23 protein-coding genes and 2 tRNA genes are annotated in these 26,969 nt (G+C 60.2%); 24 read left to right on the plus strand and 1 reads right to left on the minus strand.

The window, feature by feature from the left end:
• Positions 1 to 321: 321 nt before the first annotated feature.
• The 3 genes from lon to EV130_RS20985 all read left to right on the plus strand — a co-directional run bounded on the left by lon (position 322) and on the right by EV130_RS20985 (position 5,756).
• Entirely contained in the window at positions 322 to 2,739 is a 2,418-nt protein-coding gene (lon, locus tag EV130_RS20975) for an endopeptidase La (RefSeq protein ID WP_074060877.1), read from the plus strand.
• A 205-nt stretch (positions 2,740 to 2,944) separates the two neighbouring features.
• Positions 2,945 to 3,220: a DNA-binding protein HupB gene (gene hupB / locus EV130_RS20980; protein WP_074063120.1), complete on the plus strand. Its 276-nt coding sequence runs from the start codon at positions 2,945 to 2,947 to the stop codon at positions 3,218 to 3,220.
• Between the two features lie 325 nt (positions 3,221 to 3,545).
• Complete coding sequence (locus tag EV130_RS20985; RefSeq protein ID WP_132661245.1) at positions 3,546 to 5,756, plus strand: esterase-like activity of phytase family protein; 2,211 nt, start codon at positions 3,546 to 3,548, stop codon at positions 5,754 to 5,756.
• 59 nt (positions 5,757 to 5,815) lie between these two features.
• Here EV130_RS20985 and EV130_RS20990 read toward each other — a convergent pair whose 3' ends face one another.
• Positions 5,816 to 6,802, minus strand: coding sequence for an aldo/keto reductase (locus tag EV130_RS20990; RefSeq protein ID WP_074060878.1), 987 nt, complete (start codon positions 6,800 to 6,802; stop codon positions 5,816 to 5,818).
• 210 nt (positions 6,803 to 7,012) lie between these two features.
• Between EV130_RS20990 and EV130_RS20995 the strand changes: the two genes are divergently transcribed.
• The 21 genes from EV130_RS20995 to EV130_RS21095 all read left to right on the plus strand — a co-directional run bounded on the left by EV130_RS20995 (position 7,013) and on the right by EV130_RS21095 (position 26,967).
• On the plus strand, positions 7,013 to 7,414 hold the full coding sequence (locus tag EV130_RS20995) for a (R)-mandelonitrile lyase (protein ID WP_074060879.1): 402 nt from the start codon (positions 7,013 to 7,015) through the stop codon (positions 7,412 to 7,414).
• A 217-nt stretch (positions 7,415 to 7,631) separates the two neighbouring features.
• A tRNA-Asp gene (locus EV130_RS21000) sits at positions 7,632 to 7,708 on the plus strand.
• A gap of 46 nt (positions 7,709 to 7,754) precedes the next feature.
• Positions 7,755 to 7,831: transfer RNA gene (locus EV130_RS21005), tRNA-Asp, on the plus strand.
• A 246-nt stretch (positions 7,832 to 8,077) separates the two neighbouring features.
• Positions 8,078 to 8,443: an NADH-quinone oxidoreductase subunit A gene (locus EV130_RS21010; protein ID WP_028739579.1), complete on the plus strand. Its 366-nt coding sequence runs from the start codon at positions 8,078 to 8,080 to the stop codon at positions 8,441 to 8,443.
• Positions 8,434 to 9,018, plus strand: coding sequence for a NuoB/complex I 20 kDa subunit family protein (locus tag EV130_RS21015; protein ID WP_074060880.1), 585 nt, complete (start codon positions 8,434 to 8,436; stop codon positions 9,016 to 9,018). The genes EV130_RS21010 and EV130_RS21015 overlap by 10 nt, the downstream gene beginning before the upstream one ends.
• Before the next feature lie 18 nt (positions 9,019 to 9,036).
• Positions 9,037 to 9,639, plus strand: a complete 603-nt coding sequence (locus tag EV130_RS21020; protein WP_074060881.1) for an NADH-quinone oxidoreductase subunit C — start codon at positions 9,037 to 9,039, stop codon at positions 9,637 to 9,639.
• A 385-nt stretch (positions 9,640 to 10,024) separates the two neighbouring features.
• The gene (locus tag EV130_RS21025; protein ID WP_022714819.1) at positions 10,025 to 11,215 is read left to right on the plus strand and encodes an NADH-quinone oxidoreductase subunit D; all 1,191 of its coding nucleotides are present in this window, start codon (positions 10,025 to 10,027) and stop codon (positions 11,213 to 11,215) included.
• Positions 11,215 to 11,487, plus strand: a complete 273-nt coding sequence (locus EV130_RS21030; protein ID WP_074060882.1) for a hypothetical protein — start codon at positions 11,215 to 11,217, stop codon at positions 11,485 to 11,487. Before EV130_RS21025 ends, EV130_RS21030 begins: the two co-directional genes overlap by 1 nt.
• A 16-nt stretch (positions 11,488 to 11,503) precedes the next feature.
• A complete protein-coding gene (locus EV130_RS21035; RefSeq protein ID WP_074060883.1) occupies positions 11,504 to 12,634 on the plus strand; it encodes an NADH-quinone oxidoreductase subunit E in 1,131 nt (376 codons plus the stop codon).
• 12 nt (positions 12,635 to 12,646) lie between these two features.
• On the plus strand, positions 12,647 to 13,951 hold the full coding sequence (nuoF, locus tag EV130_RS21040; protein WP_074060884.1) for an NADH-quinone oxidoreductase subunit NuoF: 1,305 nt from the start codon (positions 12,647 to 12,649) through the stop codon (positions 13,949 to 13,951).
• A gap of 4 nt (positions 13,952 to 13,955) precedes the next feature.
• Entirely contained in the window at positions 13,956 to 14,564 is a 609-nt protein-coding gene (locus EV130_RS21045; protein WP_074060885.1) for a 5' DNA nuclease, read from the plus strand.
• A 222-nt stretch (positions 14,565 to 14,786) separates the two neighbouring features.
• Positions 14,787 to 16,868 carry an NADH-quinone oxidoreductase subunit NuoG gene (gene nuoG, locus EV130_RS21050; protein WP_074060886.1) on the plus strand — a complete coding sequence of 694 codons (2,082 nt, stop codon included), beginning with the start codon at positions 14,787 to 14,789 and terminating at the stop codon, positions 16,866 to 16,868.
• Between the two features lie 11 nt (positions 16,869 to 16,879).
• Positions 16,880 to 17,923 carry an NADH-quinone oxidoreductase subunit NuoH gene (gene nuoH, locus EV130_RS21055; protein WP_039844561.1) on the plus strand — a complete coding sequence of 348 codons (1,044 nt, stop codon included), beginning with the start codon at positions 16,880 to 16,882 and terminating at the stop codon, positions 17,921 to 17,923.
• Positions 17,924 to 17,963: 40 nt separating this feature from the next.
• Positions 17,964 to 18,455 carry an NADH-quinone oxidoreductase subunit NuoI gene (gene nuoI / locus EV130_RS21060; protein WP_028739580.1) on the plus strand — a complete coding sequence of 164 codons (492 nt, stop codon included), beginning with the start codon at positions 17,964 to 17,966 and terminating at the stop codon, positions 18,453 to 18,455.
• 141 nt (positions 18,456 to 18,596) lie between these two features.
• Positions 18,597 to 19,211 (plus strand): NADH-quinone oxidoreductase subunit J, encoded by a 615-nt coding sequence (locus EV130_RS21065; protein ID WP_022714827.1) that lies wholly within the window; start codon positions 18,597 to 18,599, stop codon positions 19,209 to 19,211.
• 24 nt (positions 19,212 to 19,235) lie between these two features.
• The gene (gene nuoK / locus EV130_RS21070; protein WP_074060887.1) at positions 19,236 to 19,544 is read left to right on the plus strand and encodes an NADH-quinone oxidoreductase subunit NuoK; all 309 of its coding nucleotides are present in this window, start codon (positions 19,236 to 19,238) and stop codon (positions 19,542 to 19,544) included.
• 7 nt (positions 19,545 to 19,551) lie between these two features.
• The gene (gene nuoL, locus EV130_RS21075; protein WP_074060888.1) at positions 19,552 to 21,552 is read left to right on the plus strand and encodes an NADH-quinone oxidoreductase subunit L; all 2,001 of its coding nucleotides are present in this window, start codon (positions 19,552 to 19,554) and stop codon (positions 21,550 to 21,552) included.
• The gene (locus EV130_RS21080; protein WP_074060889.1) at positions 21,552 to 23,063 is read left to right on the plus strand and encodes an NADH-quinone oxidoreductase subunit M; all 1,512 of its coding nucleotides are present in this window, start codon (positions 21,552 to 21,554) and stop codon (positions 23,061 to 23,063) included. Before nuoL ends, EV130_RS21080 begins: the two co-directional genes overlap by 1 nt.
• An 18-nt stretch (positions 23,064 to 23,081) precedes the next feature.
• The gene (nuoN, locus tag EV130_RS21085) at positions 23,082 to 24,527 is read left to right on the plus strand and encodes an NADH-quinone oxidoreductase subunit NuoN (protein ID WP_074060890.1); all 1,446 of its coding nucleotides are present in this window, start codon (positions 23,082 to 23,084) and stop codon (positions 24,525 to 24,527) included.
• The gene (locus EV130_RS21090; RefSeq protein WP_132552175.1) at positions 24,524 to 25,288 is read left to right on the plus strand and encodes a biotin--[acetyl-CoA-carboxylase] ligase; all 765 of its coding nucleotides are present in this window, start codon (positions 24,524 to 24,526) and stop codon (positions 25,286 to 25,288) included. The genes nuoN and EV130_RS21090 overlap by 4 nt, the downstream gene beginning before the upstream one ends.
• Positions 25,289 to 25,296: 8 nt before the next feature.
• Entirely contained in the window at positions 25,297 to 26,967 is a 1,671-nt protein-coding gene (locus EV130_RS21095; protein WP_074060892.1) for a ribonuclease J, read from the plus strand.
• Positions 26,968 to 26,969: the final 2 nt, after the last annotated feature.

The raw sequence follows: 26,969 nt of genomic DNA on the forward strand, positions 1-26,969 counted from the left end.
TTAATAATGGCTGGCAAGACTGGGAAAATACTATTGTTGACGTTGCGGAATGCTCCGTCCTTGGCGATGATGGAACGATTCCATAGCGGGTTCTCCGGCCTTGTGTTTTAGCCGGTTCGGAAGGGTGAGCTCCGATCCAGTTAGGTGTTTCATTGTACTAGCATGGCGTTGTAATAAAGCTGTCACAACCGTGGAACGCGGACAGTAGCGTGGCTTGAAATGCATAGTCAGAACCTCCACTTGTAGCCACAAGTGAGAGTGCCGCCGGTCGCATGCGGCCGCGCAAAGAGCCCGGAAACGGGACGATGGAAAGGAAATAAAATGACGAAGAAAACGTCTGTAGCGAGCAGCACTGCCTATCCTGTTTTGCCCCTGCGCGACATCGTGGTCTTCCCCCATATGATCGTGCCGCTGTTCGTCGGACGGGAAAAGTCGATCCGGGCGCTTGAAGAGGTCATGGGGTCTGACAAGCAGATCATGCTGGTCACCCAGATCAACGCGAGCGACGATGATCCGGATCCTTCAGCAATTCATAATGTCGGCACGGTTGCCAACGTTCTTCAGCTCCTGAAGCTGCCCGACGGCACCGTGAAGGTTCTAGTCGAAGGCCGCGCCCGTGCCGAGATCGATGCCTATACCAGCCGCGAGGATTTTTACGAGGCGCTCGGCCATGTGCTCGAAGAGCCGCATGACGACCCCGTCGAGCTCGAAGCACTGTCGCGCTCCGTCGTTTCGGAGTTCGAGAGCTATGTAAAGCTCAACAAGAAGATCTCGCCTGAAGTGGTCGGCGCTGCCAGCCAGATCGACGATTATTCAAAACTCGCCGATACGGTGGCGTCGCACCTGTCGATCAAGATTACCGAAAAGCAGGAGATGCTGGAAACCACGAGCGTCAAGGCTCGCCTCGAAAAGGCGCTCGGTTTCATGGAAGGCGAGATTTCGGTCCTGCAGGTCGAAAAGCGCATCCGCTCGCGCGTCAAGCGCCAGATGGAGAAGACCCAGCGCGAATACTACCTGAATGAGCAGATGAAGGCGATCCAGAAGGAGCTCGGGGACGGCGAAGAAGGCCGCGACGAGATGGCCGAACTGGAAGAGCGCATTTCAAAGACCAAGCTTTCCAAGGAAGCGCGCGAGAAGGCCGACGCCGAGCTGAAGAAGCTGCGCCAGATGAGCCCGATGTCTGCAGAAGCAACTGTCGTGCGCAACTATCTCGACTGGCTGCTCGGCATTCCGTGGGGCAAGAAATCGAAGATCAAGTCGGACCTCAACCACGCAGAACAGATCCTCGAAGCCGATCATTTCGGCCTGGACAAGGTCAAAGAGCGGATCGTCGAGTATCTCGCCGTGCAGGCGCGTGCAGCCAAGCTCAAGGGCCCGATCCTGTGCCTGGTCGGACCTCCGGGCGTCGGCAAGACCTCGCTTGCGCAGTCGATTGCCAAGGCGACCGGCCGTGAGTATGTCCGCATGGCGCTTGGCGGCGTTCGCGACGAAGCCGAAATCCGCGGTCACCGCCGCACCTATATCGGCTCGATGCCAGGCAAGGTCATCCAGTCGATGAAGAAGGCCAAGAAGTCCAATCCGCTCTTCCTGCTCGACGAGATCGACAAGATGGGCATGGATTTCCGCGGCGATCCGTCCTCGGCCCTGCTCGAAGTTCTCGACCCGGCCCAGAACTCGACCTTCATGGATCACTACCTGGAAGTCGAATACGACCTGTCGGACGTGATGTTCATCACGACGGCAAATACGCTGAACATTCCGGCGCCTCTGATGGATCGCATGGAGATCATCCGTATCGCCGGCTACACCGAGGATGAAAAGCGCGAAATTGCCAAGCGGCACCTGCTGCCCAAGGCCATCAAGGAACATGCGTTGCAGCCGGAAGAATTTTCGGTCAGCGACGATGCCCTGATGGCAATCAGCCAGCAATACACCCGCGAAGCCGGCGTGCGTAACTTTGAACGCGAACTTATGAAGCTCGCCCGCAAGGCAGTGACCGAGATCATCAAGGGCAAGGCGAAGTCGGTCGCCGTCACGGCTGCCAACATCGACGACTATCTGGGCGTTCCACGCTTCCGCCACGGCGAAGCCGAGCGCGAGGATCAGGTCGGCGTGGTCACCGGTCTTGCCTGGACGGAAGTCGGCGGCGAACTGTTGACGATCGAAGGCGTGATGATGCCGGGCAAGGGCCGCATGACCGTCACTGGCAACCTGAAGGAAGTCATGAAGGAGTCTATCTCCGCTGCGGCCTCGTACGTTCGTTCGCGCGCTGTCGACTTCGGCATCGAGCCGCCGCGCTTCGACAAGAGCGACATCCACGTGCACGTGCCGGAAGGCGCCACGCCGAAGGATGGTCCGTCGGCCGGTGTCGCCATGGCAACCGCGATCGTCTCGATCATGACCGGTATTCCGGTCAACAAGGATGTCGCCATGACCGGGGAGATCACCCTTCGCGGCCGCGTTCTACCGATCGGCGGCCTGAAGGAGAAGCTGCTTGCAGCGCTTCGCGGCGGTATCAAGAAGGTGCTAATTCCGGAAGAAAATGCCAAGGATCTGGCGGAGATTCCGGACAACGTGAAGAACAACATGGAGATCATCCCGGTATCCCGAATGGGCGAGGTGATCAAGCATGCGCTGGTTCGCAGGCCCGAGCCGATCGAGTGGGATGGAACGGTTGAAACTCCGGTCATCGCGACCGTTGAGGGCCTCGACGAGACAGGTGCGGCCATCGCTCACTGAGCGCTGCCTGCCACATTTATGTCAAAATGCTGCAAAACTCGGAAAAGGCTGGCTTAAAACGCCAGCCTTTTTTGTGAAAACGTCACAGAACCGCTTGCTTTTCCTTGATTTGCAGGGCTTTTGGGTTGCGGCGGGCCTGATGAAACTTATTCTGTGCCTGGCTTACAGATTTGAGTCGTTTCGAACCATTGAAAGGGGTGGAAACATGAACAAGAATGAACTCGTGTCCGCAGTTGCCGAAAAGGCTGGCCTCACCAAGGCTGACGCTGCTTCTGCTGTCGACGCTGTTTTCGACGTTGTCCAGGGTGAACTGAAGAAGAAGGGCGACATTCGTCTCGCCGGCTTCGGCAGCTTCACCGTTTCTCATCGCGCTGCCACCAAGGGCCGCAATCCGTCCACCGGCGCCGAAGTCAATATTCCGGCTCGCAACGTGCCGAAGTTCACGCCCGGAAAGGGCCTGAAGGATGCCGTTAACGGCTAATCAGATTTCTGGCCGCCGGATAACGAGACCGGCAGCCCAGGTTTGGAAGGGTTCGGCGAAAGCCGGACCCTTTTCAGTTTGCCGCAGGTCTTGCCGGCTCTTCAATTGTTCGACGCTGCTCTGGGGCGCATCCTCGCCGATCAACCAGGTCTAATGGGCATCGAGCGGAAGCTGTCGCGGTCTGGCTGCTGGTTTGCTTCTGAGGCATGCGCAACGAACTGCCGCGCGCAAACGCTGCATGGACAAGTCGCTTCAAATCGCGCCGCCTGTCATGTGTCTGTCATCAGCGTCCCTCAAAGATCCACCGTTTCGAAATGTTCGACATATGGGGGATTTCATGACCATTTCATCGCGCAAGGCGACGCTGGCTGCCATGCTGATCGCGTCCGTTGCTTCCCCGGCCGCTGCGGAGCCTGTTTTCAATCGTATTGCGTCCTTCCCGGTTGCCGCAAACCTGCCCGCCGGCAAGGACAAGCTTTCCACGACATCCGCCGAAATCATCACCGCCACTGATGACGGCAGGACGCTGATTTACAGCGACAGCCCCCTCGGTGCGATCGGCTTCGTGGACATCGTCGATGCCATGGCCCCCAAGGCCGGGGGCGTATTGATGATGGACGGCGAGCCGACATCCGTTACGTCGGCCGCCGGCAAGGTGCTGGTTGCCGTTAACACCGGCGAAAGCAAGCAGAAGCCTTCCGGCCGCCTGGCAATCGTCGACGTTGTCACAAAAAAGATCGAGAACACCTGCGATCTCGGCGGTCAGCCGGATTCGATCGCGCTCAACAAGGACAAGACGCTCGGAACCATCGCCATCGAAAACGAGCGCGACGAAGACGTCAACGACGGCAAGATCCCGCAGATGCCGGCAGGTGGTCTCGTTATTTTCCAGGTCAAGGACGGAACAGTCGATTGCGGCACGATCAAGCACGTTGCGTTGACCGGTCTCTCGGCCATCGCGCCCGAGGACCCGGAGCCAGAATTCGTCGCCTTCAACGGTCAGGACGAGATCGCACTGACACTGCAGGAAAATAACGAGATCATCATCATTGACGGCAAAACCGCACAGGTGAAGACGCATTTCTCCGCAGGCAGCACGGACCTTTCCGGTATCGACACGAAGAAGGACGGGGCGCTGAGGTTTGCTGGCGAACTGAAAGGCATTCTGCGCGAACCCGACGCTGTGAAATGGCTGGACGACAACCGTATCGTCGTCGCCAACGAAGGCGATTACGAAGGCGGCTCGCGCGGATTCACGATCTTCGACAAGGCCGGCAAGCTTCTCTACGAATCCGGCAGCACTTTCGAGCGTGCCGTGGCTGATCTCGGCCATTATCCGGACGGCCGCTCTTCTTCGAAGGGCGTCGAAGCGGAGGGGCTGGAAGCAGCCACCTTCGGCGGCCAGCAATATTTCTTCGTGCTTGCAGAACGCGCTTCTGTTGTCGGCGTCTACAAGGACACGGGCGCCGACCCGGAACTTTTGCAGATCTTGCCATCTGGCGTTTCGCCGGAAGGCGCTGTCGCCATTCCCTCGCGCAACCTCCTTGCGACCGCCAACGAAGTCGACCTCGGCAAGGACGGCGGCCCGCGCTCGCATGTCATGATCTACGAGCTTGCCGAAGGCGAGAAGGCCTATCCGCAGATCGTCGCTGCCCAGAAGGATGGCAACCCTGTCGGCTTTGCCGCCCTTTCGGGCCTTGCTGCCGTTCCGGAAATGCCCGGCAAGGTCTTTGCGGTCAGCGACAGCGTGCTCGGCATGCAGCCGACGATCTACACGATCGACGCGACGCACAAGCCCGCCGTCATCACCCAGACGCTGACGGTCAAGCGTGACGGTGCTTTCGCCCAGAAGCTCGACATCGAGGGGATCGCCGTCGATGAGAAGGGCTGGTTCTGGCTCGCTTCCGAAGGCAATAGCGAAAAGCTGCTGCCTCACGCACTCTACCACGTCAATCCGAAGGGCGAGATCAAGGCCGAGATCGCCCTGCCGAAGGAGCTGATCGCCAACGAAATCCGCTACGGTTTCGAAGGTGTGACGATCATCGGCTCGGGAGATGATGCAACGCTGTGGATGGCAATTCAGCGCGAATGGAAGGACGACGAAAAGGGCTTCGTCAAGCTCGTCTCCTACAATCCGAAGACCAAGGAATGGGGCGGGGTGCGCTATCCTCTCGACAGGTCCGAAAACGGCTGGGTCGGCCTTTCGGAAATCTCTGCCCACGGCGACAGCGTCTATATCATCGAGCGCGACAACCTCGTGGGCGATGCAGCGAAATTGAAGAAGCTCTATAAGGTGGCGATCGCCGACCTCAAGCCCGCCAAGCTCGGCGGCGAGCTGCCGACAGTCAAGAAGACAGAAGCCTACGACTTCGTAAACGAGCTGAAGAGAGCCACCAATGGCTACGTGCTCGACAAGATCGAGGGCTTCACCTTCGACGCCGGCGGTAAGGTCTATGCCGTCACCGACAACGACGGGGTGAGCGACTCCTCAGGTGAAACCCTGTTCTTCCCGGTCAATTTGGTCGGCATGAACTGAGGTCCCCGAAAGAAAGAAATGGCCGGTAGCCCGGCCATTTCCAAGGCCGATCGGTTGCGTTACCAGCGCTGATGCACATGCGGTGCAACCAGCCGCTCATAGATCTCGCGCGTCGCATCCATCACGTCGTGGGAAAGCGGCGCAAGATCTGCGGCGGCTGCGTTTGCCCTTGCCTGTTCGGCGTTGCGCGCGCCGGGGATGACCACGGTCACGGCATCGTTCATCAGTATCCAACGCAGCGCAAAGGCTGCCATGGAGGTGCCCTGCGGCACCAGCTTGCGCACCTCCTCGACCGCCTGCAGGCCGACTTCGAAGGGCACGCCCGCGAAAGTCTCACCGACATCGAAGGCCTCGCCATGGCGGTTGAAATTGCGGTGGTCGTCGCTTGCAAACTTGGTGTCGCGGCTGATCTTGCCGGAGAGCAGGCCGCTTGCGAGCGGCACGCGGGCGATCACGGCGACGTTCCTGCGGCGGGCTTCCTGGAAGAACAGGCGATCGGGGCGCTGACGGAATATGTTGTAGATGATCTGGATGCTTTCAACGCCCGGAAACTCGATCGCTTTCAAGCCTTCCTCCACCGTCGAAACGCTGACGCCATAGCCCTTGATCTTGCCGGCCCTCTGCAGCTCGTTGAGACCGTCGAAGGCTTCCTGACGGTAAAGCACCTCCGTCGGCGGGCAGTGGAGCTGGACGAGATCGAGACTGTCGACCTGCAGGTTCTTCAGGCTGCGGTCGATGAAGCCCTCGAGATTGGCCTTGGTATAGCCGCCCGCGACATGCGGGTTCAGCCTACGGCCGGCCTTGGTGGCGACCATCGGGCGCGTGCCGCCACGGTTTCTTACAACGTCGGCGACGATTTTCTCTGACCGGCCGTCGCCATAAACGTCCGCCGTGTCGATGAAGGTGACGCCGGCATCGAGTGCCGCGTTGAGGGCCGTCCGGCCGTCAGTCACGCTGACATCGCCCCAGGAACCGCCTATCTGCCATGCGCCGAACCCGACATTGCTGACTGAAAACGGCATGCGGCCGAAAGAATGCTGTTTCATGGGAATCCTCCATTCGTGATGAAAAGCTCGCGGCGTATCAGCCGGGCACCGGGCGGGTAAGCGCTTGCGGGGAAAATAGGGCGCAGACCTTGCTTATTCGAGAACGGTGCCGATGGTCTGGCATATCTTCCCGCTCCACTTCAAATGGTTCGACTGGTGACCTACTTTCTGCAGAGGACGCGCCGGATCAAACAACCAAGAGGCAACGGCATGGAAATCAAGACAGCCGGTTCCCGGCCATCGGCGAAGGCTTCGCCGGACTATTTCGCTGGCACCGTACGGCTCGATCCGTTGATCGAAGCGCCGGATCCGGCCCGCGTGAGGGTCGTGCACGTGACATTCGAGCCGGGAGCACGCACCGCCTGGCACACGCATCCTCTGGGCCAGACACTGATCGTCACGTCCGGCAAGGGGCTTGTGCAGAGCTGGGGCGGCGAAATCCGAGAAATCCGGCCGGGCGACACCGTCTGGTTCGCCGCGGGCGAAAAGCACTGGCATGGCGCAGCCCCGGAAACGGCGATGACGCATATCGCCATCCAGGAATCACTGAATGGCAGCGTGGCCGACTGGATGGAACAGGTCAGTGACGAGCAATATGCCGGAAATGCCTGAAGCGGCTTCAGACACGAGAAAAAGGGTCGGAAGTCCTGTCAATGTTAAGCTCTTGTGCGAGGGCTGGACTTCGCTTTGAAAACAATTTCCGGACTGTCATGGTTTTGTCTCCAAACCTGCTTGACACTCAAATGCGAACCCCTTAGTTAGCCGCTCATCGAAGCGGCCTGTCCGTTTTGACAAGGATGCGAAAGCTCCGGATGACTTGAAATGAAGTGCGGGTGTAGCTCAGTCGGTTAGAGTGCCGGCCTGTCACGCCGGAGGTCGCGGGTTCGAGCCCCGTCACTCGCGCCATTTTAAGATGTGCCGCAAGGCGCTTCCGGTCTTTCCGTCAAGATGCGCGGGTGTAGCTCAGTCGGTTAGAGTGCCGGCCTGTCACGCCGGAGGTCGCGGGTTCGAGCCCCGTCACTCGCGCCATTCTTTTCTCCGAGCCATGCAGTTTTTGGTTGGCTGCCATGCATCCTCCCGCAACTTGTGCGTATTTGTCGCGACATCGTTGCATCTGCTTGATAATGTCGCATCCTCGCAGGTGGAATTGGCTTTCTAAAAGTCTTGCGCCATGGCTCCGGCTGCGCTAACGACGGCTTGTTGCAACGCACGTTCGCTTGCCGGGCATTTGCCCGTTGCGCTGCCTGGCGCATTCGGCAAGCAGGGATGAACATGATGACTGAACTGCTCAGTTCCTATATTCCGATCGCCATCTTCATCGGCATTGCCCTCGTCATCGGCCTGGCGCTTCTGATTGCGCCGTTTGCCGTGGCCTTCAAGGCGCCCGATTCGGAAAAGCTTTCCGCATACGAATGCGGCTTCAACGCCTTTGACGATGCTCGCATGAAATTCGACATCCGCTTCTATCTCGTGTCGATTCTCTTCATCATCTTCGACCTCGAAGTCGCCTTCCTCTTCCCATGGGCCGTTTCCTTCGGCGCCATCGGCTGGTTCGGCTTCTGGTCCATGATGGTGTTTCTTCTCGTGCTCACCGTCGGCTTTATCTATGAATGGAAGAAGGGAGCCCTGGAATGGCAGTGACCCCCTCAAGCAACCACGCGCTCGTGGCGCCGCAGCCGAAGGGGATCCTCGATCCCGCAACCGGCAAGCCGATCGGCAGCAACGACGCGTTCTTCGGCGAGATCAACAACGAACTGGCCGACAAGGGTTTTCTCGTCACCTCGACCGACGAACTGATCAACTGGGCGCGTACCGGCTCGCTGATGTGGATGACCTTCGGTCTAGCGTGCTGCGCCGTCGAAATGATGCAGCTGTCGATGCCGCGTTACGACGTCGAACGTTTCGGCTTTGCACCGCGCGCTTCGCCGCGCCAGTCGGACGTGATGATTGTCGCTGGCACGCTCACCAACAAGATGGCGCCCGCGCTGCGCAAGGTCTATGACCAGATGCCCGAGCCGCGTTACGTGATCTCGATGGGCTCCTGCGCCAATGGTGGTGGATACTATCACTATTCTTATTCGGTGGTGCGCGGCTGCGACCGCGTCGTGCCGATCGACATCTACGTGCCTGGCTGTCCCCCCACAGCGGAGGCGCTGCTTTACGGCGTGCTTTTGCTGCAGAAGAAGATCCGGCGCACCGGCACGATCGAGCGGTAAGGGTTAAGGACAAGACACATGAGCGAAGCCCTCACTGAGCTTTCGTCCTATCTCTCGGAAGCGCGTGGCAGCCTGATTGCCGCGACGCAACTGAAATTCGGCGAACTGACACTGACGACGACGGGCGAAAACCTGATCGCGCTTCTGACGTTCCTGCGCGATGACGCCAAGTGCGGTTTCATCAATCTGACGGACGTCTGCGGCGTGGATTGGCCGCAGCGCGAAAAGCGTTTCGACGTTGTGTATCATCTTTTGTCGCCGAAGCAGAACTCGCGCATCCGCGTGAAGGTCGCGACCGACGAGGATACGCCGGTTCCTTCGGCCTGCGCGGTCTATCCCGGCGCCGACTGGTTCGAGCGCGAGGCCTGGGACATGTACGGCATTCTCTTCACCGGGCACCCGGATCTCCGCCGCATCCTGACCGACTACGGTTTCGAAGGACATCCACTTCGCAAGGACTTTCCGACGACCGGCTTCGTCGAAGTCCGTTATGACGATGCGGCAAAGCGGGTCGTTTACGAGCCGGTGGAACTGAAGCAGGAATTCCGCAACTTCGACTTCATGTCGCCTTGGGAGGGCACCGAGTACGTGCTGCCAGGCGATGAGAAGGCGAAGCAGTAGAAGCAAATAGCGAGCAGCGACCAGCTGGAAGGGGTGGCAGACGATAAACTTCTACAAGGATCTCAAGGTCTGGCAGTTGTCGATCGGCGGCAGACTGCTATCGAATGACCGGGGATTTTTCCAAGGAGGAGATTTACGGTCTGACGACCCAGATTTGTCCAGGTTCGTCGAAGGAATCGGAAACAAATATTCATTTCTCACCGCGTTGTTTTGCTCGGCGAGATTGAGTTCAGGCAGATGACCGAAAACTGCGACGAGATCAGAGGGATGTTCACGGCGCTGTTACGGAGTCTCCAGGAGAAACAATGAAACGGAACGAAACTTTTCGCTATTCGCCATCCGCCATTCGCCTAACCAGCGGCGCACTTGGCCTGGAGTTCGCAGCATGACCGAACATAACGTCCGCAACTTCAACATCAATTTCGGACCACAGCATCCGGCGGCGCACGGCGTTCTTCGTCTTGTCCTGGAGCTTGACGGCGAGATCGTGGAGCGCGTCGATCCGCATATCGGCCTGCTGCATCGCGGTACCGAGAAGTTGATCGAAACGAAGACTTACCTGCAGGCCGTTCCCTATTTCGACCGCCTCGACTATGTGGCGCCGATGAACCAGGAACATGCCTACGCGCTGGCCGTCGAAAAGCTGCTCGGCATCGAGATCCCGATTCGCGGTCAGCTGATCCGAGTCCTCTATTCGGAAATCGGCCGTATCCTGTCGCATCTCCTCAACGTCACGACCCAAGCCATGGACGTCGGCGCGCTGACGCCGCCGCTTTGGGGCTTCGAAGAGCGTGAAAAGCTGATGGTGTTTTATGAGCGCGCGTCCGGCTCGCGCATGCATGCGGCTTATTTTCGTCCAGGCGGCGTCCATCAGGATCTGCCGGAAAAACTCGTTCAGGATATCGGCGACTGGTGCGATCCGTTCCTGAAGGCGTTGGATGACATTGACGATCTTCTGACCGGCAACCGCATCTTCAAGCAACGCAACGTCGATATCGGCGTCGTATCGCTGGAAGATTGCTGGGCTTGGGGCTTCTCGGGCGTCATGGTCCGCGGTTCGGGCGCGGCCTGGGATCTTCGCCGCGCGCAGCCTTACGAGTGCTATTCCGATCTCGAGTTCGATATCCCGATCGGCAAGAACGGCGACTGTTATGACCGTTATCTGATCCGCATGATCGAAATGCGCGAATCGGTCCGCATCATGAAGCAGTGCGTAAACCGCCTGCTTGGCGATGCAAGCACTGGACCGTTCTCGTCGGTCGACGGCAAGGTCGTGCCGCCAAAGCGCGGCGAGATGAAGCGCTCCATGGAAGCTCTGATCCATCACTTCAAGCTCTATACCGAAGGCTACCACGTTCCCGCCGGCGAAGTTTATGCCGCCGTGGAGGCGCCGAAGGGCGAGTTCGGGGTCTATCTCGTCTCCGACGGCTCCAACAAGCCGTATCGCTGCAAGATCAAGGCTCCGGGCTATGCCCATCTTCAGGCGATGGATTTCATGTGCCGCGGCCACCAGTTGGCTGACGTCGCTGCCATTCTCGGCTCGCTCGACATCGTGTTCGGCGAGGTTGACCGCTGATGCAGCTTGCCGCGCTTTCAGCCGCCGTTTTCCTCATGGCATCCGGAGCGTTCGCTCAGGATAATCAGGGATTCGGCCAGAAGCTGGGCGCGCAGGATGTGGCGCCTCCGAGCGGCCAGGCCTCCATGGGCGAGCTATTGTCCAGGGGCTATGAAATCAAGGCTGCCGTTCCGAACGGCAACAAGTTCGTTGTGTTTATGCAGAAAGACCAGTCGGCCTATGCTTGCGAGATGCAGTCTCTGACCGCCTCGCGGTGTGGGACCCTAAACTGACAAGGCGTGAGGAAGAATGTCCGTTCGTCGACTAGCCGAAGATCAATTCCAGCCTGCCGCATTCGCCTTCAATGACGAAAACGCGGCTTGGGCGGACAAAACGATCAAGAAATATCCCGCAGGCCGTCAGCAGTCGGCGGTCATCCCGCTGTTGATGCGGGCGCAGGAACAGGACGGCTGGGTCACCCGCGCGGCGATCGAGAAAGTCGCCAACATGCTGGACATGGCCTATATCCGTGTCCTCGAAGTCGCGACCTTCTACACCCAGTTCCAGTTGGGTCCGGTCGGCACGCGTGCGCACGTCCAGGTCTGCGGCACGACGCCCTGCATGCTGCGCGGATCTGAGGGCCTGATGAAGGTCTGCAAGAGCAAGATCCACGATCATCCGTTCGAGCGCAATGCCGAAGGCACGCTCTCCTGGGAGGAGGTCGAATGTCTCGGGGCCTGTGTGAACGCACCGATGGTGATGATCGGCAAGGACACCTACGAAGACCTGACGCCGGAGCGCCTGGAAGAGATCATCGACACGTTCAATGCCGGCAATGGGGCGAGCATCAAGCCCGGGCCGCAGATCGACCGTCATTTTTCCTCGCCTGAAGGCGGTCCGACGACGCTTCTGGCGCCGGATCCCAAGCCGAAGGCTTCCGCAAGGAAGGCCATCAACGATGCCGTCAGTCTTCCGCCTTCCGAGGCCGGCCGTCCAAGGAGCGGGGACGCTGAAACCAATCCGGTGCTGAAGACGCCCCATACCGCGCCGAAGGCCGCGGCCAAGAATGTCAAGGCCGTCGAAGCTGCGCCGCTGCCTGCACCGGCCGAAAAGCCCGCAAAGGCAGCCGCTGCTCCAGCCGCCGGCAAGCCGGCGCTGACCGACAAGAACCGCCCGGTCGGCATCGAAAAGCCGGCAGCTGCGGACGATCTCAAGCTGATCTCGGGCGTCGATCCGAAGATCGAGGCCATTTTGAACGAACTCGGCATCTTCACCTACGCGCAGGTCGCAGGCTGGAAGAAGGCCGAACGCGAGTGGGTCGATGGATACTTGAACTTCAATGGCCGCATCGAGCGCGACGACTGGGCCAAGCAGGCCAAGGCGCTCGCCAAGGGCGGCGAAGCGGAATATATCAAGGTCTTTGGCAAGAAGCCGCGGTAAGAGGTGTGAACAATGTTACAAGATAAGGACCGCATCTTTACCAACATCTACGGCCTCAAGGACAAGTCCCTGAGAGGCGCGATGAGCCGCGGCCACTGGGACGGCACCAAGCAGATCCTCGAAAAGGGCCGCGACTGGATCGTCAACGAGATGAAGGCGTCCGGCCTTCGCGGCCGTGGCGGCGCAGGTTTTCCGACCGGTCTCAAATGGTCCTTCATGCCGAAGGAAAGCGATGGCCGGCCGCACTATCTCGTCGTCAATGCCGACGAGTCAGAGCCCGGCACCTGCAAGGACCGCGACATCATGCGCCACGATCCGCATACGCTGATCGAAGGCTGCGTGATTGCGAGTTTCGCCATGGGCGCCAACGCCGCCTACATCTATGTCCGCGGCGAATACATCCGTGAGCGCGAGGCGCTACAGGCGGCGATCGACGAATGCTATGATGCGGGCCTTCTCGGCAAGAACAACAAGCTCGGATGGGACATGGAAATCTATGTCCATCACGGCGCCGGCGCTTACATCTGCGGCGAAGAAACCGCACTGCTCGAAAGCCTTGAGGGCAAGAAGGGGCAGCCGCGCCTGAAGCCGCCGTTCCCGGCCAATATGGGTCTCTACGGCTGCCCGACGACTGTCAACAACGTCGAATCGATCGCCGTTGCCCCGACGATCCTTCGCCGCGGGGCCGGCTGGTTCTCCTCGATCGGCCGTCCGAACAATGTCGGCACCAAACTTTTCATGCTCTCCGGCCACGTCAACAAGCCGTGCACGGTCGAAGAGGAAATGGGCATCACCTTCCGCGAGCTTGTCGACCGTCACGCCGGTGGCATTCGCGGCGGCTGGGACAACCTGCTCGCCGTCATTCCGGGCGGCGCCTCGTGCCCGATCGTGCCCGCCAAGGACATCATCGACTGCCCGATGGATTTCGACGGCCTGCGCGCTGTCGGTTCGTCCTTTGGCACGGCCGCCGCGATCGTCATGGACAAGTCCACGGACGTCATCAAGGCGATCGCCCGCATCTCGGCTTTCTTCAAGCACGAAAGCTGCGGTCAGTGCACGCCGTGCCGCGAAGGCACTGGCTGGATGTGGCGCGTGATGGAGCGTATGGCCAAGGGCAATGCCCACAAGCGCGAGATAGACATGCTCTTCCAGGTCACCAAGCAGATCGAAGGCCACACCATCTGTGCGCTCGGCGATGCTGCCGCATGGCCGGTGCAGGGTCTGATCCGCAACTTTCGTCCGGAGATCGAAGCGCGCATCGATCAGTATACGGCGAGCGCTTTGGATCACGGTGCGGTTCTCGAGGCAGCGGAGTAGGAAGATGACGAAGGCATCTGGCAGCACAGGCAAGGATGGAGTGGCCGATTTCCAGGCGGACTTCGGCCGTCTTGCAGCCGAGATGGTGGAGCGGGCTCTGCCGATGCATCCCCTGATGGCCCCGCCTGTAGCGGCGATGGCTGCGGCAACTGCGATCGGCTTTGGTTTCTCGACGCAGCTTGCTGGCGCTTTCTTCGGCGCTCTGCAGGGTGTGTTTGAGGAGTCCAACAGGCTGGCGGAAGCGCTTGACGACACGCCGCCGGAAGAGCCAAAGCCGGAAGTGCGCGTCAAGCCGGAGAATATCCGGCCGGCAGTGGTTAAGAAGGCCAAGCTCTCGATTGTCGGCGAAACGGGATCAAAGCCTACTGAACCGAAGAAGCCGCCAGCACGTGCGAAGAAGGCAGACGACCTGAAACTGATCGCCGGCATCGGTCCGAAGCTCGAGCAGGTGCTGAATGCGAAGGGCATCCGGACCTTTGCCGAGATTGCCGGCTGGACGGATGCGGAAATCGCAAAGCTCGACGCCGAACTTGGTTTCAACGGCCGCATCGCACGCGACGATTGGACCGGACAGGCCAAGGCGCTTTCTGCCAAGGGCCGTAAGCGGACGTGATTTTTCGGCTGACCCAAGCAGCCGGAGGGGAATGGCGAAGTGGCAAGCGGGCAGGGGCCGGCGAACTGCGCGCCGATCGGGTTTCGGGCTCCCCGATTCCTGGAAGGACAATTTGGGCGACAACCGGTGCCTGCGGGGGCAAAATCCCGCCCGGCAGCGGTCGTGTTGCAAAATAGGTTTGTTTGCCGCCATCCGGCGAACGGGAAACAGGACTGAGTGACGATGGCAAAACTGAAGATAGACGGCAACGAGATCGAAGTTCCGGATCATTACACGCTCATCCAGGCGTGTGAGGAAGCCGGCGCTGAAGTTCCGCGCTTCTGCTTCCATGAGCGGCTGTCGGTCGCCGGCAACTGCCGTATGTGCCTTGTTGAGGTGAAGGGCGGTCCGCCGAAGCCGCAGGCATCCTGCGCTATGGGAGTTCGCGACATTCGCGGCGGCCCGAATGGCGAGCTCCCGGAAGTCTTCACCAACACGCCGATGGTCAAAAAGGCCCGCGAAGGCGTCATGGAATTCCTCCTGATCAATCATCCGCTCGATTGCCCGATCTGCGACCAGGGCGGCGAATGCGACCTGCAGGACCAGGCGATGGCCTTCGGAATCGACACGTCGCGCTATCAGGAAGACAAGCGCGCCGTCGAAGACAAGTATATCGGTCCGCTCGTAAAGACGGTCATGAACCGCTGCATCCACTGCACGCGCTGCGTCCGCTTCACGACGGAAGTCGCCGGCATCTCGGAACTCGGCCTGATCGGCCGCGGCGAGGACGCCGAAATCACCACCTATCTCGAGCAGGCGATGACCTCCGAGCTTCAGGGCAACGTCGTCGACCTTTGCCCGGTCGGCGCGCTGACCTCGAAACCCTTCGCCTTCACCGCCCGTCCGTGGGAGCTGAACAAGACGGAATCGATCGACGTCATGGACGCGCTCGGCTCCGCCATCCGCGTCGATACCCGCGGCCGCGAGGTCATGCGCATCCTGCCCCGGGTCAACGAGGCGATCAACGAGGAGTGGATATCCGACAAGAGCCGCTTCATCTGGGACGGGCTGAAGACGCAGCGTCTCGACAAACCCTATGTCCGCAAGGGTGGCCGCCTGCAGCCTGCGAGCTGGGCCGAAGCCTTCGGCGCGATCAGGGCTGCAGTTTCCAAGACGACGGGCGAAAAGATCGGTGCGATCGCCGGCGACCTCGCCTCGGTCGAGGAAATGTACGCGCTCCGTGAACTGGTGAAGTCGCTCGGTTCGGAGAACCTCGACTGTCGCCAGGATGGGACGGCACTCGATCCGTCGCTCGGCCGCGCAAGCTACCTCTTCAACCCGACGATCGAAGGCATCGAACGGGCTGATGCGCTGCTCATCATCGGCGCCAACCCGCGCTTCGAGGCTGCCGTGCTCAACGCCCGCATCCGCAAGCGCTGGCGCCGCGGCGGCTTTCCGATCGGCGTGATCGGCCAAGGCGGTGACCTGCGTTACGATTACGAATATATCGGTGCTGGAGGGGATACGCTGAAGGATCTGGTGGATGGCAACCATGCCTTCGCCAAGGTTCTGGCAGAGGCCAAGAAGCCGCTGATCATCATCGGCCAGGGCGCGCTTTCCCGCACGGATGGCGCGGGTGTCCTGGCAAGCGCTGCAAAGCTCGCCGTCAATGTCGGCGCCGTGGCCGAAGACTGGAACGGTTTTGCCGTCCTGCACACTGCCGCATCGCGTGTCGGCGGCCTCGATCTGGGCTTCGTGCCCGGCGCCAAGGGCGTCAACGCGGCTGCCATGCTGGCCTCCATGGACGTGCTTTTCCTGCTCGGCGCTGACGAACTGGACTTTAGCGCCAAGAAGGCCAAGCTCACGGTCTATATCGGCTCGCACGGCGACAGCGGCGCGCACCATGCCGACGTCATCCTGCCGGCTGCCGCCTATACTGAAAAGTCGGGCACTTGGGTCAACACCGAAGGCCGCGTCCAGATGGGCAGCCGCGCCGGTTTCGCACCGGGCGATGCCCGCGAAGACTGGGCGATCCTGCGTGCGCTTTCCGACGTCCTGGGCAAGAAGCTTCCCTTTGATTCGCTTGGCGAACTGCGCTCGAAACTCTATGCGGCGTTCCCCCATTTCGCCGCCGTCGACGAGATCGCCGTAGGCGACAGCGCCAAAATTGCCGCACTGGCCAAAAAAGCCGGGAAGATGAACAAATCCGGGTTTGCGTCACCGGTCAAAGACTTCTATTTGACGAACCCGATCGCACGCGCCTCGGCTGTCATGGCCGAATGCTCGGCATTGGCCCGCAACAACTTCAAAGTTGCGGCAGAGTAAGGGCAGGGACTATGGACTCTTTCTTTTCCACATATGTCTGGCCGGGGATCATCATGGTCGGCCAGTCGCTTCTCCTGCTGGTCTGCCTTCTGATCTTCATCGCCTACGTGCTGCTTGCCGACCGCAAGATCTGGGCGGCGGTGCAGCTTCGCCGCGGCCCGAACGTCGTCGGCCCCTTCGGCCTGTTCCAGTCCTTTGCCGACCTTTTGAAGTTCGTCTTTAAGGAGCCCATCATCCCGGCGGGCGCCAACAAGGTCGTCTTCCTGATCGCGCCGCTCGTCGCCGTGCTTCTGGCGCTGTCCACCTGGGCGGTCGTGCCGCTCGCAGACGGCTGGGTGATTGCCGACATCAATGTCGGCATTCTCTATATCTTCGCGATCGCCTCGCTCGAGGTTTACGGCATCATCATGGGCGGCTGGGCTTCAAATTCGAAGTATCCGTTTCTCGGCGCTCTTCGCTCTGCCGCACAGATGGTGTCCTACGAAGTCTCGATCGGCTTCGTCATCGTCAGCGTTTTACTTTGCGTCGGTTCGCTGAACCTGACCGACATCGTCAACGCGCAGCATGACGGCCTTGGAACGATGCTCGGCCTGCCGGCCTCCTTCCTCGATTGGCATTGGCTCGCGCTGTTTCCGATGTTCATCGTCTTCTTCGTTTCCGCGCTCGCCGAAACCAACCGGCCGCCCTTCGATCTTCCGGAAGCCGAATCGGAGCTGGTCGCCGGCTTCATGGTCGAGTACGGCTCCTCGCCGTACATGATGTTCATGCTTGGCGAATACGCGGCCGTCTGCCTGATGTGCGCGCTGACGACGATCCTCTTCCTCGGCGGCTGGCTGCCCCCGGTCGACGTTTGGTTCCTGAACTGGGTACCGGGTATCATCTGGTTCACGCTGAAGGCCTGCCTGGTGTTCTTCATGTTCGCGATGGTCAAGGCCTTCGTGCCGCGCTACCGCTACGACCAGCTGATGCGCCTCGGCTGGAAGGTTTTCCTTCCGCTGTCGCTTGCCATGGTGGTCATCGTTGCATTCGTGCTGAAGCTGATGGGATGGGCATGATGACGTTCCCCCGCGTTTTCAGCAATTTTGGAGGTTGAAGATGGCAAGCTTGTCCAACGCCGTCAGCTCGCTGTTCCTCAAGGAATTCGTTGGCGCATTCTTCTTGTCGATGCGCTATTTCTTTCGCCAGAAGGCGACGATCAACTACCCCTTCGAAAAGGGTCCTGTCAGCCCGCGCTTCCGCGGCGAACATGCGCTGCGCCGCTATCCGAACGGCGAAGAGCGCTGCATCGCCTGCAAGCTCTGCGAGGCGATCTGTCCCGCTCAGGCGATCACCATTGAAGCTGGACCGCGCCGCAATGACGGCACGCGCCGCACGGTGCGCTACGACATCGACATGGTGAAGTGCATCTATTGCGGCTTCTGCCAGGAGGCTTGCCCGGTCGACGCGATCGTCGAAGGCCCGAATTTCGAATTCGCCACGGAAACCCGCGAAGAGCTTTATTTCGACAAGCAGCGGCTTTTGGACAATGGCGACCGGTGGGAACGCGAGATTGCCCGCAACATGGCAATCGACGCACCGTACCGCTGATTGGATTTGAAATGCCGCTGGGCAGGCACTCGCCTCCCCGCGGTCAACATGCACCGGAGCTTGCGGGCTTGACGTCACGCCAGGCTCCATTCGGGCAGGGAAACTCCCGGCTGCCCGGGGGAAGATGAAAAAGGCACCAACATGGGTCTGCAGGCTCTATTTTTCTATCTTTTCGCCTTTGTCGCGGTAGCGTCGGCGTTCATGGTCATCTCGGCGAAGAATCCGGTTCATTCGGTTCTTTTCCTCATCGTGACCTTCTTCAATGCCGCAGGCCTCTTCCTGCTGCTCGGCGCCGAGTTCTTGGCGATGATCCTGCTCGTTGTCTATGTCGGCGCAGTCGCGGTCCTCTTCCTCTTCGTGGTCATGATGCTCGACATCGACTTCACGGAGCTGCGAGCGGGCGTTCTCGAATACGCTCCGATCGGCGGTCTGATCGGTCTGGTTCTTGCCGCCGAGCTCATCGTCGTTGTCGGCGGCAGCGTGATCTCTCCGGAAGTCGCAAAGACCGTTGCGATGCCGATCCCGGCCATTACCGAGCGCACGAATACCGCCGCCCTCGGCGACGTGCTCTATACGAATTACGTCTATTTCTTCCAGATCGCCGGCCTGGTGCTTCTTGTCGCGATGATCGGAGCGATCGTGCTGACGCTCAGGCACCGTACCAATATCAAGCGGCAGAATATTCCGAGGCAGGTTGCCCGCACGCCCGCAACTGCCGTCGAGGTGGTCACGGTCAAGCCGGGGCAGGGCCTCTAAAGGCAGGGACAAGGAACAAAGAACATGGTCATCGGTCTTTCCCATTACCTGACGGTTAGCGCCATCCTCTTCACGATCGGCATTTTCGGCATCTTCCTCAACCGGAAGAACGTCATCGTCATCTTGATGTCGGTCGAACTCATCCTGCTTGCGGTCAACATCAACATGGTCGCCTTCTCGTCGTTCCTGAACGACATCGTCGGCCAGGTCTTTGCACTGTTCATTCTGACCGTTGCTGCGGCTGAGGCAGCAATCGGTCTTGCAATTCTCGTTGTCTTCTACCGCAACCGCGGCTCGATCGCGGTCGAAGACGTTAATATGATGAAGGGCTGAGTGGCTCATGTTCCTCTATAAGGCTATCGTCTTTCTTCCCTTGATCGGCGCAATCATCGCCGGCCTCTTCGGCCGTGCGATCGGCGCCAAGGCATCGGAATACGTCACCTGCGGCCTGATGATCCTCGCTGCCGTCCTGTCCTGGTACGTCTTCGTCACCGTCGGGATGGGGCATCTGGAAGGCGGGCCGATCAAGGTCGAGGTCCTGCGCTGGATCCAGTCGGGCGGCATCGACGTCTCCTGGTCGCTGCGCGTCGACACGCTCACCTCCGTCATGCTGATCGTGGTCAATACGGTCTCGACGCTGGTGCATATCTACTCGATCGGATATATGCACCACGATCCGCATCGTCCGCGCTTCTTCGCCTATCTCTCGCTGTTCACTTTCGCCATGCTGATGCTGGTGACCTCCGACAACCTCGCCCAGATGTTCTTCGGCTGGGAGGGCGTGGGTCTGGCTTCGTATCTTCTCATCGGCTTCTGGTACAAGAAGCCTTCTGCAAACGCGGCCGCAATCAAGGCCTTCGTGGTCAACCGCGTCGGCGACTTCGGCTTCGTGCTCGGTATTGCCGGCATCTTCGTTCTATTCGGTTCGATCAACCTCGACACGATCTTCGCCAATGCCTCGAGCTTTGCGCCGCATGAAGGTGCCGGAGCCGCAGGTGAAGTTGTTCTTAACCTCTTCGGCATGCAGCTCGACAAGGCGCATGCGCTGACCGGCATTTGCCTGTTGCTCTTCATGGGCGCGATGGGCAAGTCCGCTCAATTCCTGCTGCACACCTGGCTGCCGGACGCTATGGAAGGTCCGACTCCGGTTTCGGCACTCATCCACGCCGCGACCATGGTCACCGCTGGCGTCTTCCTCGTTGCGCGCATGTCGCCCCTCTTCGAATTGTCGCCCGATGCACTGGTCTTCGTCACCATGATCGGCGCGATCACCGCCTTCTTCGCGGCGACCGTCGGTCTCGTGCAGAACGACATAAAACGGGTCATCGCCTATTCGACCTGCTCACAGCTCGGCTACATGTTCGTGGCCCTCGGCGTGGGAGCTTACGGCGCGGCGATCTTCCACCTCTTCACACACGCCTTCTTCAAGGCGCTGCTCTTCCTCGGCGCCGGCTCGGTGATCCATGCCGTCGACGGCGAGCAGGACATGCGTTACATGGGCGGCCTTCGTACGCACATTCCGGTCACGTTCTGGATGATGACGATCGGCACGCTGGCCCTGACCGGTGTCGGCATTCCGTTCACGCCGGTCGGTTTCGCCGGCTTCTTCTCGAAGGACGTGATCATTGAAGCGACCTATGCCTCGCATTCGCCGGTTGCAGGCTTTGCCTTCACGCTTCTGGTGATTGCGGCCCTGTTCACGAGCTTCTATTCCTGGCGTCTTGCCTTCCTCACCTTCTTTGGAACGCCACGTGCCTCGCACGAGGTGATGCACCACGTTCATGAATCGCCGCAGGTGATGCTGGTGCCCCTCTATCTTCTGGCGGTCGGCGCGGTTTTTGCGGGTATCCTGTTCGAGGGCTATTTCTACGGCCACCACTATGCCGATTTCTGGAAGGGCGCGCTCTTCACCGGCGCCGAGAACGAATTGCTCGAAGAATTCCACCACGTGCCGGCCTGGGTGGCACTGAGCCCGTTCATCGCCATGCTCGTCGGCTTCGTGACGGCTTGGTACATGTATATCAAGTCGCCCTCGACCCCGCGCGTTCTTGCGCAGCAGCACCGCGTGCTCTACCAGTTCCTGCTCAACAAGTGGTACTTCGACGAGCTTTACGATTTCCTCTTCGTCCGTTCCGCCAAGGCGCTCGGCCGCTTCCTGTGGAAGAAGGGTGATATCGGCGTCATCGACGCTTACGGGCCGAACGGCGTTGCCGCCCGCGTCGTCGACGTCACCAATCGCGTCGTGCGCCTGCAGACCGGTTACCTCTATCACTATGCCTTCGCGATGCTGATCGGCATTGCCGCACTCGTTACCTGGATGATGCTCGGGAGTTCCTTCTGATGACCGATTGGCCTATTCTTTCAACGGTCACCTTCCTGCCGCTCGTGGGCGTGGTGCTTCTGCTGCTGATGAGCGAAAACGGCCCGAGCGGCAGGCGCAACGTGCTCAACATCTCGTTGATCACGACCATCGTCACGTTCATCGTTTCGCTGTTCATCTGGATCGGTTTCGACAATGCGAATCCGGGCTTCCAGATGGTCGAGAAGCATGGCTGGCTCGGCACGGGCATCGGCTATCATGTGGGCGTCGACGGCATCTCGATGCTGTTCGTCATCCTGACGACGGTCCTCATGCCGTTCTGCATCCTGGCGAGCTGGCTTTCCATCGAAAAGCGGCTGAAGGAATACATGATCGCCTTCCTCATCCTTGAAGTGATGATGGTCGGTGTCTTCGTGTCGCTCGATATCGTGCTCTTTTACGTCTTCTTCGAAGCGGGCCTCATTCCGATGTTCCTCATCATCGGCGTCTGGGGTGGCAGGGACCGCGTTTATGCAAGCTACAAGTTCTTCCTTTACACGCTGCTCGGTTCGGTACTGATGCTGCTCGCCATCATGGCGATGTACTGGCAGGCCGGCACGACGGATATTTCCGCGCTGCTCGCCTACAAGTTCCCGCCTGCCATGCAGACCTGGCTGTGGCTTGCCTTCTTCGCCTCCTTTGCGGTGAAGATGCCGATGTGGCCGGTTCACACCTGGCTGCCGGATGCGCACGTCCAGGCACCGACAGCCGGATCCGTCATCCTGGCAGGCGTACTGCTGAAGCTCGGCGGTTACGGCCTCATCCGCTTCTCGCTGGGCATGTTCCCGGTCGCATCCGATTTCTTCGCGCCGCTGGTCTTCGCCCTGTCGGTGATCGCCATCATCTACACCTCGCTGGTCGCGATGATGCAGGACGACATCAAGAAGCTGATCGCCTACTCGTCGGTTGCCCACATGGGCTACGTCACCATGGGGGTCTTTGCTGCGAACATGCAGGGTGTGCAGGGCTCGATCTTCCAGATGCTGTCGCACGGTATCGTTTCGGGCGCGCTCTTCCTTTGCGTCGGCGTCGTCTACGACCGCACCCATACCCGCGAGATCGTGGCCTATGGCGGCCTAGTCAACAACATGCCGAAATACGCCGTCGCCTTCATGGTCTTCACCATGGCGAATGTCGGTCTTCCGGGCACCTCGGGCTTCATCGGCGAATTCCTGACGCTGATCGGCGTCTTCCGCGTCAATACCTGGGTAGCGCTGTTTGCGGCAACCGGCGTGATCCTGTCGGCAGCCTACGCTTTGTGGCTCTATCGCCGCGTGATCTTCGGCGCGCTGGAAAAGGAAAAGCTGAAGGCGCTTCTCGATCTTTCGCCGCGCGAGCAACTGATCCTCTATCCGTTGGTGGCGCTGACGATCTTCTTCGGCGTTTATCCGGCACCGGTCTTCGATGCAACGGCCGCCTCCGTGGATATGCTGGTGAACAACTATACGGCTGCCGTAAACGCTGCGCACGACGTTGCGCTGTCGATGAATTGATGACGGGACTTTTTGGACATGACCGCTGAAACCATTCTCGCAAGCCTGCATCTTTCCGCGCCGGAGATCATCCTCGCGGTCGGTGCCCTTGTCCTGCTCATGATCGGCGTCTTTGCGGGCGAGCGATCGGGCCGTATGGTGAGCGTTCTGGCGCTGATCTTGTTTGCGGCCTCTGCGCTGTGGCTGATCTTCGTGCCGGGCGATGGCCTCGCTTACGGCGGCGTCTACCAGGCGGACGGTTTCTCCCGCTTCATGAAGATCACCGCGCTCGTCGGCTCCTTCGCGGCGCTCTTCATGTCGATCGGTCTTGCCAGGGAAAATCAGCTCGACAAGTTCGAGTTCCCGGTCCTGCTCGTGCTCTGCACCCTGGGCATCTTGCTGATGATCTCGGCAAACGACCTGATCGCGCTCTATCTCGGCCTCGAGTTGCAGTCGCTGGCGATCTATGTCGTGGCGGCGATCAACCGGGAGAACCTGAAGTCCACCGAAGCGGGACTCAAGTATTTCGTTCTCGGCGCGCTTTCCTCGGGCTTGCTGCTTTACGGCATGTCGTTGGTCTACGGCTTCACCGGCCATACGCATTTCGACGATATCGCCCAGGCGCTTTCGGCTGAAGGTGCCCGCTCCCTCGGCCTCGTCTTCGGCCTGGTCTTCATCCTCGCAGGCATCGCCTTCAAGATCTCGGCAGTCCCCTTCCACATGTGGACGCCGGACGTTTACGAAGGTGCGCCGACCCCGGTCACCGCCTTCCTGGCGAGCGCGCCGAAGGTTGCGGCCATGGCGATGATGACGCGCATCGTCATCACCGCCTTCCAGCCGGTCATTGCCGACTGGCAGCAGGTCGTGGTCTTCATCTCGATTGCCTCGATGGTGCTCGGTTCCTTCGCCGCCATCGGGCAGCGGAACATCAAGCGCCTGATGGCCTATTCCTCGATCGGTCACATGGGCTATGCGCTCGTCGGGCTTGCCGCGGGCAACCAGACCGGCGTAACGGGCGTGATGCTCTACATGGTCATCTATATGGTCATGACGCTCGGCTCCTTCGCGATCATCATGTCGATGCGCCGCAAGGACGGCACGGTCGTCGAAGCTGTCGACGATCTCGCCGGTCTTTCCAGCACGAATCCCTTCATGGCGACGGTGCTGACGATCCTGATGTTTTCGCTCGCCGGCATTCCGCCGCTTGCAGGCTTCTTCGCGAAGTACTTCGTCTTTGTCGCTGCCATCGAAGCCAGGCTCTATGGGCTCGCCATCATCGGCGTTCTCGCGTCGGTCGTCGGAGCTTACTATTATCTGCGTGTCATCAAGCTGATGTGGTTCGACGAAGCGACGGATGAGTTTGCCCGCGTTTCCGGTCCGCTTCGTCTCGTCTTCGGGCTTTGCGGCCTGTTCGTTCTTGCCTATGTCGTCATCGGTGGCCCGATCGGCGGTGCGGCAGAACTCGCGGCTGCGACGCTGTTTTGATGAGTCCCCTGCGGCGCCGGATATCGCTCGGCGATTTCCGGCACGAGGCGCTGTCGGAAACTTCCTCCACCAACAGCGAATGCCTTGCCCGAGCCAGGGCAGGGGACGATGGTTTCCTGTGGGTGACTGCGGAGAAGCAGACCAGTGGCCGCGGCCGCCGCGGCCGCGCCTGGGCTTCGGAACGCGGCAATCTTTACGCTTCCCTTCTCCTGATCGATCCGGCGCCGATGGAGCGCCTTTCGTCGCTTCCGCTGGCAATCGCCGTTGCCGTGCATCAGGCAATCCGCATGGTTCTGCCGCCAGGCGCAGCACCCCTCGAGGTGAAGTGGCCGAACGACATCCTGATCGGCCGCAGGAAGACCTGCGGTATCCTCGTCGAGGGCGAAAAGCTTGCAGATGAACGCCATGCTCTGGTGATCGGGATCGGCATCAACGTCTCCCTCATGCCCGACAATCCGCTCTACCCGGTGACCTGTCTGCGCCAGGAAGGAAGCACCGCCGCCCCCGAGGAACTCTTTGCCCATCTTTTTGCTTCGATGGCAGAGGTGCTCGACATTTGGAACGAAGGGCGCGGCGTTCGCGAGATCACTGCCCGGTGGCGGGATGTCGCCTGCGGCATCGGCGAGAAGATCACGGTCAATCTGCCGGACCGCTCGATTTCCGGACAATTCGCCGGGATTGATGATAATGGCTTGTTGATGCTCGAAACCGGCACGGGCAAGATGATGCAGATTGCCGCCGGGGATGTATTTTTTGGATAGTGGAGCTTATGGCTAAGCAGGACGAACTGGTATTTCTGCCTCTGGGCGGTGTCGGCGAGATCGGCATGAATCTCGCGCTGTACGGCTACGGCCCGGCCGATCGCCGCCAGTGGATCATGGTCGATTGCGGCGTCACCTTCCCCGGTCCGGATCTTCCCGGTGTCGATCTGGTGCTGCCCGACATCCGCTTTCTCGCTGCAGAGCGCAAGAACCTCAAGGCGATCATCATCACGCATGCGCACGAGGATCACTACGGTGCACTGGCCGACCTCTGGCCGGGCCTGAATGTTCCCGTCTACGGCTCGCCCTTCACCGCGGGCCTGCTGGAAGCCAAGCGCAATTTCGAGAAGGATGCGATCGGCGAGGTGCCGGTGACGATCTTCAAGGCAGGCGATACGATCAATGCCGGGCCCTTCAGTATCGAAGGGGTGGCTGTCAATCACTCGATCCCCGAGCCGATGTCGCTGATGATCCGCACGCCGCTCGGCAATGTGATCCACACCGGCGACTGGAAGATCGACCACGAGCCGTCGCTCGGACCGCTGACGGACGAAATGCGCTTCCGCCAGCTTGGCGACGAGGGCGTCTTAGCGCTGATGTGTGACTCCACCAATGCGCTGCGCGACGGCGTTTCGCCGTCCGAAAAGGACGTTTCGGAAAGCCTGAGCAGGATCATCGAGAATGCAGAAGGCCGCGTGGCAGTCACCAGCTTCTCCTCGAACGTCGGCCGTATCCGCACCATTGCCGAGGCCGCTGAAGCTGCAGGCCGCGAAGTCTTGCTGCTTGGAAGCTCGCTGAAGCGCGTCGTCGATGTCTCGCGCGAGATAGGGCTGATGGAAGGCGTCAAACCCTTTATCTCCGAGGACGAATATGGCTATATCCCGCGCGACAAGGTCGTGGTCATCCTGACCGGGAGCCAGGGCGAGCCGCGTGCGGCGCTTGCCAAACTGTCGCGCGACGAGATGCGCAACGTCGCACTCGCCGCCGGCGACATTGTCGTCTTCTCCTCCCGCGCCATCCCAGGCAACGAGAAGGCGATCCAGGATATCAAGAACGGTCTCACCGAGCAGGGTGTGCACGTCATCACAGACAACGAGGCGCTGGTTCACGTGTCCGGTCATCCGCGACGCAACGAGCTGCAGAAGATGTACGAGTTGACCCGCCCGAAGATCGTCGTGCCCGTGCACGGCGAGGCGACCCATCTGACAGCCCACAAGGAACTGGCCGAACAATCGGGCATCGGCATCGTGCCGCGCGTGCGCAACGGCGATATTCTGCGGCTTGCGCCCGGTCCGGTCGAGGTCATCGATGAGGCGCCGCACGGACGCATCTACAAGGACGGCATGCTCATCGGCGATTTCGACGAGATGGGTATTGGCGAGCGCAAGAAGCTGTCCTATGTCGGCCATGTCGCGGTCAGCCTCGTCATCGACAGCCGGTACGACATCGTCGGCGATCCCGATCTCGTGGCCATCGGTCTGCCGGTGTATGATGACGAGGGCGACGAGATGGAAGACACGCTCTTCGACGCCGTCGTCGGCGCTATCGAGAGCATCCCGCGCGCCCGCCGCAAGGACCTCGACATGATGCAGGAAGCGGTGCGCCGCGCAGTCCGGGCTGCGGCGAACCAGACCTGGGGCAAAAAGCCGATAGTCACGGCGTTCATCACAAAGGTCTGATC

The sequence above is a fragment of the Rhizobium azibense genome (genome assembly GCF_004342325.1).
GTDB lineage: Bacteria > Pseudomonadota > Alphaproteobacteria > Rhizobiales > Rhizobiaceae > Rhizobium > Rhizobium etli_B.

Coding starts and splice junctions, on each gene's coding strand:
- nuoH (WP_039844561.1), top strand. CDS start 16,880: ATGGACTCTTTCTTTTCCACATATGTCTGGCCGGGGATCATCATGGTC.
- EV130_RS21010 (WP_028739579.1), top strand. CDS start 8,078: ATGACTGAACTGCTCAGTTCCTATATTCCGATCGCCATCTTCATCGGC.
- EV130_RS21030 (WP_074060882.1), top strand. CDS start 11,215: ATGCAGCTTGCCGCGCTTTCAGCCGCCGTTTTCCTCATGGCATCCGGA.
- hupB (WP_074063120.1), top strand. CDS start 2,945: ATGAACAAGAATGAACTCGTGTCCGCAGTTGCCGAAAAGGCTGGCCTC.
- EV130_RS21020 (WP_074060881.1), top strand. CDS start 9,037: ATGAGCGAAGCCCTCACTGAGCTTTCGTCCTATCTCTCGGAAGCGCGT.
- EV130_RS21025 (WP_022714819.1), top strand. CDS start 10,025: ATGACCGAACATAACGTCCGCAACTTCAACATCAATTTCGGACCACAG.
- EV130_RS21035 (WP_074060883.1), top strand. CDS start 11,504: ATGTCCGTTCGTCGACTAGCCGAAGATCAATTCCAGCCTGCCGCATTC.
- EV130_RS20985 (WP_132661245.1), top strand. CDS start 3,546: ATGGGGGATTTCATGACCATTTCATCGCGCAAGGCGACGCTGGCTGCC.
- EV130_RS21045 (WP_074060885.1), top strand. CDS start 13,956: ATGACGAAGGCATCTGGCAGCACAGGCAAGGATGGAGTGGCCGATTTC.
- EV130_RS20990 (WP_074060878.1), bottom strand. CDS start 6,802: ATGAAACAGCATTCTTTCGGCCGCATGCCGTTTTCAGTCAGCAATGTC.
- nuoK (WP_074060887.1), top strand. CDS start 19,236: ATGGTCATCGGTCTTTCCCATTACCTGACGGTTAGCGCCATCCTCTTC.
- nuoN (WP_074060890.1), top strand. CDS start 23,082: ATGACCGCTGAAACCATTCTCGCAAGCCTGCATCTTTCCGCGCCGGAG.
- EV130_RS21095 (WP_074060892.1), top strand. CDS start 25,297: ATGGCTAAGCAGGACGAACTGGTATTTCTGCCTCTGGGCGGTGTCGGC.
- lon (WP_074060877.1), top strand. CDS start 322: ATGACGAAGAAAACGTCTGTAGCGAGCAGCACTGCCTATCCTGTTTTG.
- EV130_RS21015 (WP_074060880.1), top strand. CDS start 8,434: ATGGCAGTGACCCCCTCAAGCAACCACGCGCTCGTGGCGCCGCAGCCG.
- EV130_RS21065 (WP_022714827.1), top strand. CDS start 18,597: ATGGGTCTGCAGGCTCTATTTTTCTATCTTTTCGCCTTTGTCGCGGTA.
- nuoG (WP_074060886.1), top strand. CDS start 14,787: ATGGCAAAACTGAAGATAGACGGCAACGAGATCGAAGTTCCGGATCAT.
- nuoL (WP_074060888.1), top strand. CDS start 19,552: ATGTTCCTCTATAAGGCTATCGTCTTTCTTCCCTTGATCGGCGCAATC.
- nuoF (WP_074060884.1), top strand. CDS start 12,647: ATGTTACAAGATAAGGACCGCATCTTTACCAACATCTACGGCCTCAAG.
- nuoI (WP_028739580.1), top strand. CDS start 17,964: ATGGCAAGCTTGTCCAACGCCGTCAGCTCGCTGTTCCTCAAGGAATTC.
- EV130_RS21080 (WP_074060889.1), top strand. CDS start 21,552: ATGACCGATTGGCCTATTCTTTCAACGGTCACCTTCCTGCCGCTCGTG.
- EV130_RS20995 (WP_074060879.1), top strand. CDS start 7,013: ATGGAAATCAAGACAGCCGGTTCCCGGCCATCGGCGAAGGCTTCGCCG.